The sequence below is a fragment of the Rhodococcus sp. NPDC127527 genome (genome assembly GCF_042672245.1).
Taxonomy (GTDB): Bacteria; Actinomycetota; Actinomycetes; order Mycobacteriales; family Mycobacteriaceae; genus Rhodococcus_G.
Window position 1 is genome coordinate 210,555 of sequence record NZ_JBHXVP010000002.1, and the last position, 16,306, is coordinate 226,860.

The 16,306-nt window shown below is 69.5% G+C and carries 18 protein-coding genes; 14 read left to right on the top strand and 4 right to left on the bottom strand.

What is annotated here, in order from left to right; all coding sequences use genetic code 11:
• Nucleotides 1-81: 81 nt before the first annotated feature.
• The gene (locus ACFVH2_RS03875) at nt 82-501 is read right to left on the bottom strand and encodes a hypothetical protein (RefSeq protein ID WP_378422438.1); all 420 of its coding nucleotides are present in this window, start codon (nt 499-501) and stop codon (nt 82-84) included.
• A 204-nt stretch (nt 502-705) separates the two neighbouring features.
• On the opposite strand from ACFVH2_RS03875, the gene ACFVH2_RS03880 reads away from it, so the two are divergent.
• The 5 genes from ACFVH2_RS03880 to ACFVH2_RS03900 are packed head-to-tail and all read left to right on the top strand — an operon-like array spanning nt 706 to nt 5,017.
• Nucleotides 706-1,167: a DUF6069 family protein gene (locus ACFVH2_RS03880; RefSeq protein WP_378422440.1), complete on the top strand. Its 462-nt coding sequence runs from the start codon at nt 706-708 to the stop codon at nt 1,165-1,167.
• Nucleotides 1,164-2,348 carry an AI-2E family transporter gene (locus ACFVH2_RS03885; protein WP_378422442.1) on the top strand — a complete coding sequence of 395 codons (1,185 nt, stop codon included), beginning with the start codon at nt 1,164-1,166 and terminating at the stop codon, nt 2,346-2,348. The genes ACFVH2_RS03880 and ACFVH2_RS03885 overlap by 4 nt, the downstream gene beginning before the upstream one ends.
• A gap of 17 nt (nt 2,349-2,365) precedes the next feature.
• Entirely contained in the window at nt 2,366-2,968 is a 603-nt protein-coding gene (locus ACFVH2_RS03890; protein WP_378422444.1) for a PH domain-containing protein, read from the top strand.
• A 48-nt stretch (nt 2,969-3,016) separates the two neighbouring features.
• Entirely contained in the window at nt 3,017-3,697 is a 681-nt protein-coding gene (locus tag ACFVH2_RS03895) for a response regulator transcription factor (RefSeq protein WP_378422445.1), read from the top strand.
• Between the two features lie 15 nt (nt 3,698-3,712).
• On the top strand, nt 3,713-5,017 hold the full coding sequence (locus tag ACFVH2_RS03900; protein ID WP_378422448.1) for a sensor histidine kinase: 1,305 nt from the start codon (nt 3,713-3,715) through the stop codon (nt 5,015-5,017).
• On the opposite strand, the gene ACFVH2_RS03905 is transcribed toward ACFVH2_RS03900, so the two are convergent.
• Nucleotides 5,014-5,565: a GtrA family protein gene (locus tag ACFVH2_RS03905; protein ID WP_378422450.1), complete on the bottom strand. Its 552-nt coding sequence runs from the start codon at nt 5,563-5,565 to the stop codon at nt 5,014-5,016. The genes ACFVH2_RS03900 and ACFVH2_RS03905 overlap by 4 nt on opposite strands.
• 121 nt (nt 5,566-5,686) lie before the next feature.
• Between ACFVH2_RS03905 and ACFVH2_RS03910 the strand changes: the two genes are divergently transcribed.
• The 8 genes from ACFVH2_RS03910 (at nt 5,687) to ACFVH2_RS03945 (ending at nt 13,021) form a co-directional block, all read left to right on the top strand.
• Nucleotides 5,687-6,949, top strand: coding sequence for a 5-(carboxyamino)imidazole ribonucleotide synthase (locus ACFVH2_RS03910; protein WP_378422452.1), 1,263 nt, complete (start codon nt 5,687-5,689; stop codon nt 6,947-6,949).
• A 31-nt stretch (nt 6,950-6,980) separates the two neighbouring features.
• On the top strand, nt 6,981-7,454 hold the full coding sequence (purE, locus tag ACFVH2_RS03915; protein WP_378422657.1) for a 5-(carboxyamino)imidazole ribonucleotide mutase: 474 nt from the start codon (nt 6,981-6,983) through the stop codon (nt 7,452-7,454).
• 103 nt (nt 7,455-7,557) lie between these two features.
• On the top strand, nt 7,558-8,664 hold the full coding sequence (locus ACFVH2_RS03920) for a hypothetical protein (protein ID WP_378422454.1): 1,107 nt from the start codon (nt 7,558-7,560) through the stop codon (nt 8,662-8,664).
• Nucleotides 8,665-8,743: 79 nt separating this feature from the next.
• Complete coding sequence (locus ACFVH2_RS03925) at nt 8,744-9,418, top strand: TetR family transcriptional regulator (RefSeq protein WP_378422456.1); 675 nt, start codon at nt 8,744-8,746, stop codon at nt 9,416-9,418.
• 124 nt (nt 9,419-9,542) lie between these two features.
• Nucleotides 9,543-10,700: an acyl-CoA dehydrogenase gene (locus ACFVH2_RS03930; RefSeq protein ID WP_378422457.1), complete on the top strand. Its 1,158-nt coding sequence runs from the start codon at nt 9,543-9,545 to the stop codon at nt 10,698-10,700.
• Between the two features lie 69 nt (nt 10,701-10,769).
• Nucleotides 10,770-11,960, top strand: coding sequence for a sensor histidine kinase (locus tag ACFVH2_RS03935; protein WP_378422459.1), 1,191 nt, complete (start codon nt 10,770-10,772; stop codon nt 11,958-11,960).
• A 2-nt stretch (nt 11,961-11,962) separates the two neighbouring features.
• A complete protein-coding gene (locus ACFVH2_RS03940) occupies nt 11,963-12,655 on the top strand; it encodes a response regulator (RefSeq protein WP_378422461.1) in 693 nt (230 codons plus the stop codon).
• A 180-nt stretch (nt 12,656-12,835) separates the two neighbouring features.
• The gene (locus tag ACFVH2_RS03945; RefSeq protein ID WP_378422463.1) at nt 12,836-13,021 is read left to right on the top strand and encodes a hypothetical protein; all 186 of its coding nucleotides are present in this window, start codon (nt 12,836-12,838) and stop codon (nt 13,019-13,021) included.
• Between the two features lie 4 nt (nt 13,022-13,025).
• Here ACFVH2_RS03945 and ACFVH2_RS03950 read toward each other — a convergent pair whose 3' ends face one another.
• Together ACFVH2_RS03950 and ACFVH2_RS03955 are read right to left on the bottom strand one after the other, a co-directional pair.
• On the bottom strand, nt 13,026-13,760 hold the full coding sequence (locus ACFVH2_RS03950) for a TIGR03089 family protein (RefSeq protein ID WP_378422465.1): 735 nt from the start codon (nt 13,758-13,760) through the stop codon (nt 13,026-13,028).
• 14 nt (nt 13,761-13,774) lie between these two features.
• Nucleotides 13,775-15,250 (bottom strand): LCP family protein, encoded by a 1,476-nt coding sequence (locus ACFVH2_RS03955; protein WP_378422467.1) that lies wholly within the window; start codon nt 15,248-15,250, stop codon nt 13,775-13,777.
• Between the two features lie 186 nt (nt 15,251-15,436).
• Between ACFVH2_RS03955 and rfbD the strand changes: the two genes are divergently transcribed.
• Nucleotides 15,437-16,297, top strand: coding sequence for a dTDP-4-dehydrorhamnose reductase (rfbD, locus tag ACFVH2_RS03960; protein WP_378422468.1), 861 nt, complete (start codon nt 15,437-15,439; stop codon nt 16,295-16,297).
• Nucleotides 16,298-16,306 lie beyond the last annotated feature (9 nt).

Consider the following 16,306-nt stretch of genomic DNA (forward strand, 5'->3'; position numbering starts at 1 on the left):
CTGGGGCGTCGGGGGTCACAACCGCCCCAGGCGGGGGTTGCACACGGGGCTCCACGCCCGGCGTTCGTTTGTCCGGAGCGGTCAGACGCGATCGGTGTCCCAGGTCGTGACGGCCCAGATGACGACGACGTCGAGCGCGATGATCAGGATCGACCACAGCGGGTAGTACGGCAGCCACAGGAAGTTGGCGATGATCGAGAGCGCCGCGAGGAAGATCGCGGCGATCCGCGCCCAGGTGGCGCCGCTGAGCAGTGCGAAGCCGGTGAGGGCGATCAGGATGCCGACGACGATGTGGATCCAGCCCCAGGTGGTGATGTTGAACTGGTAGGTGTACTGGGGCCCGACGACGAGGACGTTGTCCTTGGCGACCGCGGAGATGCCCTGGAAGATCTGGAGGATGCCGACTGTCAGCAGCAGTATTGCTGCGGCGATCGAGGCGCCCGCCGCAAAGCCCTGCTTGACGCCGCTGTCCGTGCGGTTCGCGGCCGAATGATCCGTCATGGCAGATCCCTCTCCTGTTGAGTGTGCCGAGCCTGCCTGAGCAGTGTCCGGTCTGTGAGGTCCCTGCACCTCATCCGTTGTGGGTGACTTTCGGTGCGGATGAGACAGCGGAAGTGAGTCATCCGCCGCGGGTGATGTCGACACGACTGTCCCGGTGCGAGTCTCGGTACGGAGCCTGACGGCAGGCACGAAAGGGGCAACTCGATGACGAGCTATCCGGGCGGCACCGTCGGTCCGGGCGTGCCGGACCAGCGGGTGAAAGGGATTGCGGCCGTGAAGTTCTGGGCGGGTGCGTCCGCGGCAGCACTGGTCACGGCGCTGTCCGCGCTGGTCGTCACGCTGATCGTCCGAGCCGTCGACCTCGCGCCGCTGGCGCCGCCGTGGCTGGTCGAGACCACCATGCCGGTCCGATTCGCGATTCTCGGGTTCGTCGCCGCGCTCGTCGCCGCCGCGCTGCTCTACCTGCTGCTCGTGACCACCCCGGGCGGGGACTCGTTCTTCGGCTGGATCGTCGGCCTGCTGACCCTCGCCGCGGTGGTGTTGCCGTTCGTCTACGACGCGACCACCGGCGACCGGATCGCCACCAGCCTGGTGCATCTGGCGATCGGGCTGCCGATCCTCGGACTGTTGCCCGGCGTGGGCGACCGAGCCGCGGTGTGGAAGTGAGGCCCCGCGCTGCGGCCCCGCCCCCGCCCGCGGCGTCCACTGGGCTACCGCGCGGGCTGGTCGTGCTGCTCGGCATGGCGGGCGCGGTCGTCGCGGTGGCCGGGGTCAAGTCGTTCTCTGGCGTGGTCGGCCCCGTGTTCCTTGCGCTGATGCTCGTCGTCGGCGTGCAGCCACTGGGGAACTGGTTGCAGCGCAAAGGTGCACCGCGGTGGGTCGCGGTTGTCGCGACACTGCTCACTGTGTACGCGATCCTGCTCGGGCTCGTCGGCGCGCTGGCGTTGTCCGTCGCGCAGCTGGCCACCCTGCTGCCGGAGTACGCGGACAAGGCCAACCAGTTGATCGCCGACACGCAGACCTGGCTCGCGCAGCTGAACATCGGGTCCGACCAGGTGGACAAGGCGTTGTCCAACATCGACTTCGGGAAACTGATCGGCCTACTCGACGACATCCTGCGCGGACTGTTGTCGGTGTTCTCGAACCTCTTCTTCATCCTCGCGCTGCTGATCTTCATGGCCTTCGACGCGAGCACGTTCGGTGAGCGGATGCGCGCGGTGGCCTATGCGCGTCCCGACATCGCCTATGCCTTCTCGTCGTTCGCCGGCGGCACCCGCAGCTACCTGATCGTGTCGACAGTGTTCGGACTGATCGTCGCCGTCATCGACGCGGGTGCGTTGTGGGCCATGGGGATTCCGCTGCCGATCTTGTGGGGGCTGCTCTCGTTCATCACGAACTACATCCCGAACATCGGCTTCGTCATCGGGTTGATCCCGCCGGCGCTGATCGCGCTGCTGCAGGGCGGGCCCGGGCTGATGATCTGGGTGATCGTGGTCTACAGCGTGATCAACGTGATCATCCAGTCGGTGATCCAGCCCAAGTTCGTCGGTGACGCGGTCGGGCTGTCGGTGACGCTGACCTTCCTCGCCCTGGTGTTCTGGGGCTGGGTGCTCGGCCCGCTCGGGGCACTCCTCGCCATCCCGATGACGTTGCTGGTCAAGGCGCTGCTGCTCGACATCGATCCGACCACCAGGTGGGCGAACGCCCTGATCGCGGAGTCTCCGCCCACCGCCGAGGACCTCGCCACCGCCGAGCAGGATGCCGCCGCTCGGGCCGCAGCGCTGCACGAGGAGGCGGAGGCGGCGGTCGAGGACGCTGCGGAGGAGATACTGTCGGACCCCCAGTAGGTGGCAGACTTTCCCGAATGGGTTACCCGGACGACGCGCTGGCCGCGGACGAGGAATTGCTGCTGCATCGGCATCCGCACTGGAAGATGCTGCTGCTGCCCGCCGTCACCTTCATCGCGGCGACTGCCGTCGCCGGTTTCGTCGGCGGGCTCGCGCAGGCCCGGCTGGACGGCACCGCACGCACCGTGGCACTGCTCGTGGTTCTGGTGGCCTGGCTGGCGATCGTCGGGTGGCGCTGCCTGGGCCCCCTGATCACCTGGAAGTCCACCCACTTCATCGTCACCGACCGTCGGGTGCTGATCCGGCACGGGGTCTTCGCGCACACCGGTATCGACATTCCGATGGGCCGCATCAGCAACGTGCAGTTCCGGCACGGCCTGGTCGACCGGATGCTGCGCACGGGCACCCTGGTGATCGGCTCCGCGGCCGACGATCCGCTCGAGTTCGACGACGTCCCGGACGTCCAGCGGGTCCACTCGCTGCTCTACCACCAGGTGTTCGATGCGATGAATCTGCAGCGCGACGAGCACGGCGCGGTCGATTTCGGGGGAGCGGATCCGGACCTTCCGGATAACCACGACACGGGGAATCGGCGGGCGCGGCGCGGCTGGCGTCGCTGAAGCGCGGCAATGGGGCGAAATCCGCGTCACGCTCCGTACTGTGGTGTCGTGACTGCTGTACTTCTTGCCGAAGACGATGAGGCGATCGCCGCGCCGCTCTCGCGCGCGCTCGGCCGCGAGGGCTACGACGTGACCGTCGAACAGTCCGGTCCCGCGACCCTCGAACTGGCCCTGAAGGGGTCGTTCGATCTGCTGATCCTCGATCTCGGGCTGCCCGGGATGGACGGACTCGAGGTGTGCAGGCAGCTGCGGGGCGCCGGATCGGACCTGTCCGTGCTGATGCTCACCGCCCGCACCGACGAGGTCGACTTCGTGGTCGGCCTCGACGCGGGCGCGGACGACTACGTGGGCAAGCCGTTCCGCCTCGCGGAGCTGATGGCCCGGGTGCGGGCCCTGATGCGCCGCCGTGGCGGAGGCGACGACGCGGTGCTCGAGGTGGGCGACATCCGGCTCGAGCCCGCGGCCCGTCGCGTCATGGTCGGCGGCACCGAGGTCGCGCTGGCCAACAAGGAGTACGAGCTGCTCAAGGTGCTGCTCGACCGGGCGGGCGAGGTGGTCTCCCGCGACACCATCCTGCAGGAGGTCTGGGGCGACGCGGACCTGCGCGGATCCAAGACCCTGGACATGCACATGTCGTGGCTGCGGCGGAAGATCGGCGACGAGGGACCGGTCGCAGAGCGACGCATCGCCACCGTGCGCGGTGTCGGGTTCCGCCTCAACAACGACTAGCCGCCGCGGACCGACATGCGCAGCCGGATCCTGCAGTCCATCCTCGCCGTCGTCCTGGTCACCGGACTGCTACTCGGCCTGCCGCTGATGTACACGGCCTGGCTCTGGGTCGAGGACTTCACCCGCAGCGATCTGCAGGCCCGGCTGAACCGGCTCTCCGCCGAGATCATCTCGCAGGAGGGACAGACGGGGTTGGTCGTCGGTTCGCTCGATCTCGGTTCGTTGCGGCTGGCCGTGCCCGAGGGCGGCAAGCTGTCCGTGACCTACCCGACCCCGTCCGATCCCGATGCCCGGGTCGACATCGGTGCGGCGACGGTCGAGTCCCCGCTGATCGAGTCGATCTCGATGGGTCGGTCGGGTGCGCTGCGGCTCGAAGCCCCGTCGGATTCGATGCGCACCCTGCAGCGCCAGGCGGTGGGGGCGGTCGCACTGGTGGTGCTCGCCTCTCTCGCCGCGGGTGCCGGGGTCGCGAGCGTGACCGCACGGCGACTCGCCGATCCGCTGCAGGACGTCGCGGACCGGGCCGCGCGCCTGGCCATGGGCGACTTCCGGAAGGACTCGCGCCGGTACGGCATCGCCGAGCTGGACCGAGTCTCCGACGTGCTCGACGCCGTCACCGTCGAGATCGCCGGCAGGCTGCAACGCGAACGCGCACTCGTCGGTGACGTCTCGCATCAGCTGCGCAGCCGGTTGACCGCGGTCCGGCTCAGACTGGACGAACTGTCCGTGCACTCGGACCCGGCGGTCGTCGACGAGGCGAACGAGGCGATGGCGCAGGTCGACCGGCTCACCCGGGCGATCGACGAACTGGTGCGCGCGTCCCGCAACGCCGGACGTGCCCAGGAGTCGGTGTCGGTGGTCGGTGAGTTGGCCACCGTGGTCTCGGAGTGGCAGCGCCAGTACCAGCAGGCCGGACGCGCCCTGGTGTTGCGCGGCGAGGGGGCGGTGCGCTCCTCGGCCACCCCGTCCCGGCTCCGCGAGGCAGTGGCCGTGCTGGTGGACAACGCGCTCATGCACGGCGGCGGAACCTGCACCGTGTCGGTCCGGATGGTGCCGGGCGCGTCGCCACGGCACGAGGCGATGGTGCGCGTCGAGGTCGCCGACGAGGGCGAAGGTGTCAGCGACAAGCTGGCGCCGCACATCTTCGACCGCGGGTTCTCGGGGGCCGGGTCGACCGGCGTCGGGCTGGCGCTGGCGCGGGCGCTGGTGGAGGCCGACGGCGGCAGGCTCGACCTGCAGCGTCGTCGGCCGGCGCTGTTCGCGGTGTTCCTGCCGACCGAACCGGACGGCGATCCGACGCCGACAGTCGAGCCGCGCTAGCTGTGCCCGAGCTCTTCCTGGGCCAGTTCCTCGGGGGTCGGGTCGAAGTCGCTCGACGCTCGCGCGTTCTCCTCGGGGAACGCGAACCGGCGCAGCGCCCAGAAACGGAACACCATCTGCAGCAGGTTGCCGATGACGTAGTTCAGCACGAAGTCGATGATCACGACCTTGGACACGTTGCCCTGGTCGGACCGGATCTCGAACATGTTGTTCGCGATGAACATCGGCGCGGCGGCGAGCACCACTCCGACGGCGCTGATGGTGAAGAACAGCAGGGCCTCGTGGTGCCGTTCGCGGCCGCCGCGGTTCTTGAACGCCCATTCGCGGTTGAGGATGTAACTGAGGATGGTCGCCAGCACACCGGAGATGATCTTGGCGACGGTGGGCTTCTCCTCCAGCACCGTGAAGATCAGCGAGTAGAAGACGGCGAGGTCGAACACCATCGTCGTGCCGCCGACAATCGCGAACTTGACCAGTTCGTGGTGACGCAGCACGACGTCCCGCAACGGCTTGGGGACGCGGCTCAGCGCCTGATCGACAAAAGACACAACGGTTGACTCTACGAAATACTCGCCCGAGTCTGTTAACTGACACCCCGGATCACAGGTTGCTCTCAGGTGCAGGACTCGGCGCACTCGCGCAGATGCCGACGTGACACCATGGTGAGCCGTGAGCGTCGATCCCGGATCCCAGCACCGCCCCAGCAGTCCGCGCGACCCGAATGCCGGCCTGCCGGTCGTCGCCATGATCGGCGGCGGGCAGTTGGCGCGGATGACGCACCAGGCCGCCATCGAACTCGGCCAGTGCCTGCGGGTGCTCTCCGGTGGCGCCGACGAGCCCGCGGCGCAGGTCAGTGCGAACGTCGTCCTCGGCAGCCACACCGATCTCGCGGCGCTGCGCGCGGTCGCGGTCGGTTCCGACGCGCTGACCTTCGACCACGAGCACGTCCCGACCGAGCACCTCGAGGTGCTCGTTGCCGAGGGCGTGAACGTGCAGCCGCCACCGCAGGCGCTGATCTTCGCGCAGGACAAGCTCGCGATGCGTCGCCGACTGTCCGTGCTCGGCGTCCCGGTGCCGGCGTTCGCCGAGGTCACCTGGGTCGGCGACGTGGAGCGGTTCGGCAACGAGCACGACTGGCAGATCGTGCTCAAGGCCGTCCGCGGCGGGTACGACGGCCGCGGGGTGTGGATGCCGTCCGACGCCGAGGAGGCGGAGGAGATCGTCACCGAGCAGCTCGACATGGGCGTGCGGCTGATGGTCGAGCAGAAGGTCCCGATGCGCCGCGAGCTGTCCGCGATGGTGGCGCGCTCGCCGTTCGGGCAGGGGGCCACCTGGCCGGTGGTCGAGACCGTTCAGCGCGAGGGACAGTGTGCCGTGGTGATCGCGCCTGCCCCGGAGTTGCCGGACGAGCTCGCCGCGCAGGCCGAGCAGCTCGCGCTGCGGATCTCCGCCGAACTCGGTGCCGTCGGCGCGATGGCGGTCGAGCTGTTCGAGACCACCGACGGCGCCCTCGTCGTCAACGAACTGGCGATGCGCCCGCACAACTCCGGGCACTGGACCCAGGACGGCGCGCGCACCTCGCAGTTCGAGCAGCACCTGCGCGCCGTGCTCGACTACCCGCTCGGCGACCCGGCGCCGATCGCGCCGGTGACGGTGATGGCGAACGTGCTCGGCGCACCGACGGCGCCGGCGATGAGCATGGACGAGCGGCTGCACCACCTGTTCGCGCGGATGCCCGACGTGAAGGTGCACATGTACGGGAAGGGCGAGCGCAAGGACCGCAAGATCGGCCACGTCAACGTGGTCGGCGGATTCGACGGGTCGCCGGACGACCCCGCCTACGTGGCTGCGGTGCGCGAGCGCGCCGAGCGGGCCGCGCACTGGCTCTCGCACGGAGAATGGACCGACGGATGGGACAACCACGGTGAGTGAAGATTCGAACGGGCCGCTTGTCGGCCTGATCATGGGCAGCGACTCGGACTGGCCGACGATGGAGGCTGCGGCCGAGGCGCTGGCCGAGTTCGGGATCCGGTTCGAGGTCGGCGTGGTGTCCGCGCACCGCACCCCGCAGCGGATGCTCGACTACGCCCGCGAGGCGGCCGGTCGCGGGCTGAAGGTGATCATCGCGGGTGCCGGCGGCGCCGCGCACCTGCCCGGCATGGTCGCGTCGGCGACCGCGCTGCCGGTGATCGGCGTTCCGGTCCCGCTCAAGTACCTCGACGGGATGGACTCGCTGCTCTCGATCGTGCAGATGCCCGCGGGCGTGCCGGTGGCCACGGTGTCGATCGGCGGGGCGCGCAACGCGGGCCTGCTCGCGGCGCGGATCCTCGGTGCCGCCGACCCGGCGCTGCGTGCGGCGATGGAGCGATTCCAGGCGGGGCTCGAGTCGATGGTGCTGGAGAAGGACGCGGCGCTGCGGTCGAAGCTGCTCGGCTGAGGGCGGGTTTCGGTCAAACGGCTGACCGCAGGGGAGTTTCCGGGGTTGAATGACGGTGTCCTATTACGTTTGATGCCGTATCGAATTCCGTGGGAGTGTCCTCATGCCGGCTCCGCTTGACGAATACCCGATCCACCAGACGCCGCTGTCGATGGCGCGGGTCGCCTCCAGTGACAAGAACTTCTACGACCGGTCCTACTTCAACGCGATCGACACCGGGGGCGAGCTGTTCCTGGTGACCGGGTTCGGGGTGTACCCGAATCTCGGCGTGACCGACGCGTTCGCCACGATCCGCAAGGGTGAGCGGCAGTGGGCGGTCAAGTTCTCCGACGCCCTCGAGCACCGGTCGATGGACCTCGCGGTCGGCGGCTACCGGATCGAGGTGATCGAGCCGCTGCAGAAGCTGCGTGTGGTGTGCGAGGGCGACGACGACGGCGGGCTCGGCTTCGATCTGACCTGGGAGGGCACCTGCCCCGCGGTCCAGGAGCAGCCGCACCTGCTCATGACCAGCCTCCGGCCGCAGCTCGACACCAGCCGCTTCGCCCAGACCGGCGCCTGGACCGGTGTGATCTCGGTCGACGGCGAGGACATCGCGGTCACCCCCGACCGGTGGATGGGCTCCCGCGACCGTTCCTGGGGCATCCGCCCGGTCGGTGACGCCGACCCCGCCGGCCGACTCGTCGACCAGCCCTCGGAGGGCTTCTGGTGGATGTACGTGCCGCTGCGCTTCGAGGGCTTCTCGATCATCGTCATCGTGCAGGAGAGCCCGGACGGGTTCCGCACCCTCAACGACGCGACCCGGGTCTGGGACGACGGCCGCGTCGAGCAGCTCGGCTGGCCGCGGCTCGACATCAAGTACCACTCGGGCACCCGGCGGCCGTTCGCGGCGACGTTGCACATGACGGCGGCCGACGGCAGCCCGGTCACCGTCGAGGTCACCCCGCGGGACGGGATCGCGCTGCACGTGGGCGCCGGCTACGGCGGCGACCCGGAATGGTCGCACGGCCAGTGGAAGGGCCGGAACTGGAGCGCGCGCGACGTCTACGACCTCACCGACCCGGCGATCGTGGGCCGGACCCCGTTCGGGGTGTGTGAGTACCCGGCCAGCGCCACCTGCAACGGCATCCCCGGTGCGGGCATGTTCGAGCACGGCAGCCTGGGCCGGCACGATCCGACCGGCTTCGCCGACTGGAGTTCGGTCGCGCCGTAGGCGGCGGCTGCGCCGCCCGTGAGTCCTTCCGGTGCCCATGTGGACCGGAAGGACTCACGGCTCGGCCTACGCTGTGCGCATGCCCGATGATTCAGATCGCTTCCGGCTCCGGGTGGTGTCGGAGGCGCTTCGCCTGTTCTCCGAGAAGGGGTACGAGGCAACCAGCGTCGACGAGATCGCCGAGGCCGCCGGCATCTCGCGGCGCACCTTCTTCCGGCAGTTCCGGTCCAAGGAGGACGTGGTCTTCGCCGATCACGAGATCCTGCTGGCGCAGGCCTCCGAATTCCTCGCCGCCGACCACGACGATCCCTGGGACGCGGTGTGCGACGCCGCCATGCTCGTGTTCGAGCGCTTCTCGCACTGGCGTGACGTCGCCCGCCGTCGATACGCGGTGGTGCACGGGGTACCCGCGCTGCGGGACCGTGAGATCGTCACCGTCTTCCGCTACGAGCGCCTGTTCGTCGAGTACCTGCGCGGACGGATGCCGGAGACGCCCGATCTCGCCCTCGTCCAGTTCGCGGCCCTGGTGACCGCCACCCACAACTACGTGTTGCGTCGGATGGTCCGCGACGAGTCGGCACCGACCTCGCAGGATCTGCGTGAGGTGCTCGCGGAGGTCCGGGCCTCCTTCCGCGACAACGCCCCTGCGCGTCCCCGCACGGAGGACGACGTCGTGGTGGCGGTCTTCGCCCGCGGTACCGCGCCGCATCGGGTGGCCGAGCTCATCGAACGCCGGCTGAACGGCGACCACTAGCCGAGGTGGCACTCAGTGCCGATGTTTGGCATGAGGCGTGGCGGCCTTGCTGGGTGTTTCGGGTATAGTTCGGGAAAGACTGGCACTGAGTGCCGCCCCACCACTGCCTCCCGAGGAGCTCTTGATGGCTGGAAACCCGGACTTCGACCTGTTCAAGCTCGCCGACGAGCACGACGAGCTGCGCTCGGCGATCCGCGCACTCTCCGAGAAGGAGATCGCGCCCTACGCCAAGGACGTCGACGGTAACGCCCGGTTCCCCGAGGAGGCGCTGACCGCGCTCAATGCGTCGGGCTTCAATGCGATTCACGTCCCCGAGGCATACGACGGTCAGGGCGCCGACTCGGTCGCCACGTGCATCGTGATCGAGGAGGTCGCCCGCGTCTGCGGTTCGTCCTCGCTGATCCCCGCCGTCAACAAGCTCGGCACCATGGGCCTGATCCTCAACGGCTCCGAGGAGCTCAAGGCGAAGGTCCTGCCGGACCTCGTCAACGGTGAGATGGCGTCCTACGCACTCTCCGAGCGTGAGGCCGGATCCGACGCGGCAGGCATGCGCACCCGCGCCAAGGCCGAGGGTGACGACTGGGTCCTCAACGGCTCCAAGTGCTGGATCACCAACGGTGGCAAGTCCTCCTGGTACACCGTCATGGCCGTGACCGACGCGGAGAAGGGCGCCAACGGCATCTCCGCGTTCATGGTCCACAAGGACGACGAGGGATTCGTCGTCGGGCCGCTGGAGCACAAGCTCGGGATCAAGGGCTCGCCCACCGCGGAGCTGTACTTCGAGAACTGCCGCATCCCCGGCGACCGGATCATCGGCGAGCCCGGTACCGGGTTCAAGACCGCGCTCGAGACCCTCGACCACACCCGCCCGACCATCGGCGCGCAGGCCGTCGGTCTCGCGCAGGGTGCACTCGACGCGGCCATCGCATACACCAAGGACCGCAAGCAGTTCGGCAAGTCGATCTCCACGTTCCAGGGCGTGCAGTTCATGCTCGCCGACATGGCGATGAAGGTTGAGGCGGCCCGCCTGATGGTCTACACCTCCGCCGCCCGTGCCGAGCGCGGCGAGAAGAACCTCGGCTTCATCTCCTCGGCAGCCAAGTGCTTCGCCTCCGACGTCGCGATGGAGGTCACCACGGATGCGGTGCAGCTGTTCGGTGGCGCCGGCTACACCACCGACTTCCCCGTCGAGCGGATGATGCGCGACGCCAAGATCACCCAGATCTACGAGGGCACCAACCAGATTCAGCGGGTCGTGATGTCCCGCGCGCTGCTCAAGTGAGCTGACGACGATGTTCGATCCGGAGGCCGGTGAGCTCGCTCACCGGCCTCCGGTGTCTACGCTGGATCCATGCCCCGATTCCCGCTGAGCGAGCGCTGGTACCGCTGGAGCGCCGCGCACGTCGTCGGAATCGACCGCACCGTCGCTGCCGTGCTCACGCTGATGTGTGGCCTGCTCACGCTCGTCTCGGGTGAGGGCTGGAGCGCGCTGGTCGTCTCGCTCGGCATGACCGTGCCACTCGCCTGGCGCCGCACCCGGGTCGCGGCCGCAGGGCTCACCGTGGCGGGCTTCTCGGTGCTGCACCTGGTCGTCGTTCCGCACACCATGCTGCCCTCGGTGATCGCGGTGCCGATCGCGGTGTACGCCCTGGCCGCCTACGGCCCGCGCTGGGCCAGCAGTTGGGGGCTGGTCCTCGCCGTGCTCGGCGCGGTCGGCGCCGGGATGAGGTACTTCGGCGGTGAGTACACGACGTGGCAGGGCAAGGTCTTCCTGACGGCCTTCCTCATCGTGTTCTTGGTCGCGGTGTGGGCCTTCGGCGACCTGCGCCGGGTACGCAACCAGGAACTCGCGGGTCTCACCGAACGGACGCGGCTGCTCGAACTCGAACGCGCGCAGGAGGCGGAGATCGCCGCCATCAACGAGCGCACCCGGATCGCCCGGGAGATGCACGACATCGTCGCGCACTCGCTGACCGTGGTGATCGCGCAGGCGGACGGCGGGCGGTACAGCGCCAAGGCCGACCCCGATGCCGCGATCGCGGCACTGGAGACGATCTCGGAGACGGGGCGGCAGGCGCTGACCGACATGCGCGCGCTGCTGTCCGTGTTGCGTGAGGATCAACCACGTGAAACACGTTCGACCCCAAAGGTTTCCGATATCGATGCACTCCTCGTCGATCTGCGGGACGGCGGCCTGGAGGTGGATCTGCGCGTCGAGGGCGAACCCGGTGAGCTCTCGACCGGTGCGGGGCTGACGGCCTATCGGATCGTGCAGGAATCCCTGACCAATGTGCTCAAGCATGCCGGGCCGGCCGCACACGTGGTGGTCACCCAGCAGTGGACCGAGGGGCGCCTGGTGCTCACCGTCGTCGACGACGGCCGGGGTGCGTCGGGGGCCCTGGTGGCCCCGAGCGCCGGCGGTCAGGGAGTCATCGGGATGCGCGAACGCGCCGAACTGCACGGCGGCGGCTTCGAGGCGGGGCCCCTGGTCGGCGGAGGCTACCGCGTGCGGGCCGAATTGCCCTACACGAGAAAGGTGTGACCATGTCCGAAGGGGCGGACCCGATCCGGGTCGCGCTGGTCGACGACCAACAGCTGGTGCGGGCGGGGTTCCGGATGGTGATCGACTCCCAGCCCGACATGAACGTCGTGGTCGAGGCGTCCGACGGCGAGCAGGCGCTGCGCGAGCTCGCGCGCGTCCCGGTGGACGTGGTGCTGATGGACGTGCAGATGCCGAACCTGGACGGGATCGAGGCGACGCGGCGGTTGACCGCGCTGGCGGCGTCGCCGAAGGTGGTCGTGCTGACCACTTTCGACAACGACGAGTACGTTGTCGGCGCGATCTCCGCCGGTGCCAGCGGGTTCCTCCTCAAGGATGCGCTGCCGGAGGAACTGCTCGGTGCGCTGCGCACCGTTTTTCGGGGTGACGCGGTGATCGCCGCCCGCTCCACTCGCAGACTGCTCCAGCACGTCGGACCGATGCTCACCGGAACGGCCACGGTGGCTCGGCCACAGCTGCCCGAGGAGATGACGCCCAGGGAGGTCGAGGTGCTCGAGGCGATGGCGCACGGACTGTCGAACTCCGAGATCGCGACGAAGTTCTTCGTCTCCGAGGCAACCGTGAAAACCCATGTGGGGCGGGTGCTCTCGAAGACGGGTTCGCGCGACCGCGTGCAGGCGGTGGTGTTCGCGTATCAGACGGGGCTGGTGCAGCCAGAGGACCTGCTCGGCGGATAGCCCGGACCTGGCTCACATTCTCTCGGTGATTCGGCGGCTTCCGGCATCTCGGCGATGGAGTGTGCGAGAAATCCGGTGGCCGGTGCGCTGCCCGCACGTTCGACGGCACTGAGTGCCGCGTCTGCCCGACCCGCCCCGCCCGGCCGGGCGGAGGCGTTCAATGGACCGTGCACTCGAACGATGCTTGCTGAGGCGAAGGGGCTGAAGAAGATGGGTTCGATCACGATGGACGTCGTCCAGGACCTGCTCAAGCTGGTCATGGACCTGATGACGGGTATGCAGAACGGCCAGGGCGGCGGAACCGGGAAGGGCGGCGGTGGCCTGCTCGGCGGGCTCGGCGGACTCGGTGGCGGCGGCCTGAGCTGACCGGTCACGGCCGGCGCACGGTCACCTTCTCACTCTCGATTCGTCGCTCGATCCGCGCCTCGTCGGCATTGTCGACCTGGACCAGCGAGGCTCCGGCCGCGAGTACCGCCAGCAGGCCGTCGATCAGTTCCCGCGTGTCGGACCAGGGGGAGGTCGAAAGCACCCGGTCCGTTCCGGAGAAGCCCTGCGCGGCCGCGGAATCCAGGGCCTCCTGCAGGACCTGCCCGACGGACCGGCCGTCCAGTGCGGCGGCGTCCGCGTTCGCCCGGTCGGGCCGGAACTGGTCGCCGTGCACGCGCACGGACGTGGCGTAGTCGGTCACCCCGACCGGCAGGTTCTCGGCGGGCCTGCCGAACGCGTCCAGCGACAGCACCGCCACCTCGGCCGCGTCGGCCACCTCGTCCAGTCGGTCCGCGGTCACCAACGCGAGATCGGCGTCCGGGGCCGCCGCGAGCACGACCTCGAGGCCAGCCCACCAGCAACCCAGCAGCACCGCCGCCGTCTGCCAGTGCGCCGGCAGCAGCACGGACACCCGGGCGCCGGGGACGAGGCCGAACTCGTCACGCACCAGGTTCGCCGTCTTGGCCGCCCAGTTCGCCAGCGTCACCGCGGACAGTTCGATGCGCGCGCCCGTCGCGTCGTCGTAGTAGGTGATGCGCGGGACCGCGGGATCCCGCACGAGGACGGGGTCGAGCAGGTCACCGGTCAGGTTGCCGGTCGAGCCGCTGCGATCTGACACGTGAATCCGCCGTTCTAGTTGACGCACTGGGGCCCCTTGCGGCCCGCGTCGATCCTCGGGCTGGGGGCAGGCGCGGTGGTGCCCGTGCCCTGGGAACGAACGATAGAGGCGGGAGTGGACGACGTCGACGCCGAGGCGGAGCCGGGCCCGGTGTAGTCGTTCGCGATGACCACGCGGATCGCGCCGGACGCCAGCGAACTGTCCTCGACGACCTGCAGGCCTCCGAGCGCCGCGGCCACCGACTTCGCACCGGCCGAATCGGGGTCGGCGACGAGGACACGACTGCTGCTCACCGAGGTGCCCGTGTTGTTCCCGACCGTGCCCGGGCGGTAGCCCTCCGCGGACAGGGCCTCCGACACCCGGGCGGCCAGGCCCCCGATCCCGCTGTCGTTGGACACGTCCACGGTCACGCTCGACGGGTCGACGGACGGCGTCGACCGGCCGGAATCGGGCTCCTGGCCCGCCAGCGACGCGACGTACCTGCGGACCGTCGGCGGGTCCACCTGGACGATGGACTCGCCGTAGTCGGTCATCGCGTTGATGTCGACCACCGGGATGGTCTCGAACTTCACCTGACCACCCGCGAGATTCTGCAACTGTCGGGCGAATCCGATGATGTCCCAGTCCGCGTCGAGGACCACCGAGCGTTGCACCGCGGCGCTGAGCTCCTTGAGCTTGCCGGGGTTGCTGAGGGTCTTCGCGCTGAGCACCTGATGCACCAACGACGCCATGAACACCTGCTGGCGCACGATCCGGTCGAGATCGCCGCGCTCGAGGTCGTGGCGCTGCCGGACGAACGACAGGGCGTTGCCCCCGGTGAGGGTCTGCTCCCCGGCGGGGAACCGGGCGCCGGACATCGGCTCGTCCACCGCGTTGTTCAGGCACACGTCCACGCCGCCGACCGCGTCGGTGAGCAGCACGAAGCCGAGCAGCCCGATCTCGGCGTAGTGGTCGACGGTGACACCGGTCAGGTCCGCGACCGACTTGACCAGCGCCTCACGCCCGGCCTGGGTAGCCTGCTTGTCCGCGTCGGCCTCCGCGGTGCCCTCGTCGAGCAGTCGCTGCTTCTCGGTCGCCTTGGTGGAGCCGAACGCGGCGTTGATCTTCGACATCCCGATCCCGGGAACCTTGACGTACGAGTCGCGGGGGATGGAGATCGCGGTGGCCGAGTCACCGTTGCTCGGGATCCGCACGAGCACGATGGTGTCGGTGTTGTCCGCCTCCGCGTCGCCGGCGTGCAGGGAGGCGAGTTCCTCTCGCGAGAGCGGGTTTCCGTGCGCATCGGTGCGGCTGTCGGTCCCCACCATCAGGATGTCGACCGCGCCGTCCTTGACGCCGCCGAGTCCGAGTCGGGTGGTGGCGAGGTTCGACTCGAGGGAATCGACGCTGCGCCAGGCGAACCCGGTGACCACCAGCACCAACACCGAGACCGCGGCAACGGCGAGCTGGAAGGGTCGGGCGGTCGCCCGGCGAAGGCCTGACGACGGCACGGGCCCTTCGTCGTGCGGCTCGGTGCCGCGCGACCTGCCCCTGCCCGATGCTGTTCGGTCCGGCACTTTCTTGTCCGGCAAACCCTGCCCCTCCATCGATGTGCTTTGGTCCGACCCACGTCCCAGGCTACTGGCGAACACCCAGCATCCGAGTGACCCCGGTCCGGCGTGCCAGACTTTGCGACTGTGACGAAGATCCTTGTGACGGGAGCGGGTGGACAGCTCGGCACCCAGCTGCTCGGCCGCGGCGGCGCGGCCGGGTTCGACCTGATCGGCCTCACCTCGGCGGAGCTGGACATCACCGACGCGGCGGCCGTCGGGGACGCCGTCGAACCCGGTGCGGTGGTGCTCAATTGCGCCGCGTACACCGCCGTCGACGCCGCCGAGTCGGACGAGGCGACCGCGCACCGGGTCAACGTCGACGGCGCCCGGTACCTGGCGCGGGCGTGCGCACGACGCGGCGCGCGGCTGATCCACGTGTCCACCGACTACGTCTTCGCCGGCGACGCGGATGTCCCCTACGAGCCGGACGCGCCGACCGGTCCGCGGACCGCGTACGGGCGCACCAAACTCGCGGGGGAGCGCGCGGTCTTCGAGGCCTTCCCGAGTGCGGTGGTCGTGCGTACCGCCTGGGTCTACGCCGGTGCCGGGTCGGACTTCGTGGCGACGATGTTGCGGCTCCAACGCGAGCGGGACACCGTCGACGTCGTCGACGACCAGGTCGGTTCCCCGACGTACGCCGGCGACCTTGCGGCGGGACTGCTCGAGCTGGCGGGGCGCGAGGATGCGCCCGGCGGCGTGCTGCACGCCACCAACTCGGGGCAGGCCAGCTGGTTCGATCTGGCCAGGGCCGTCTTCTCCGGAGTGGGCGCAGACCCGGCGCGGGTCCGCCCCTGCAGCAGTGCGCAGTTTCCGCGTCCGGCGCCCCGGCCTGCGTATTCGGTCCTTTCCCCGGCATCCTGGGTGGCGGCCGGGCTGACACCGCTGCGGCCGTGGCCCGTGGCCCTGCAGGCGGCCCTGGCGGGGGTGCCCCCCGTTTGCGACTAGTCTTGCCCG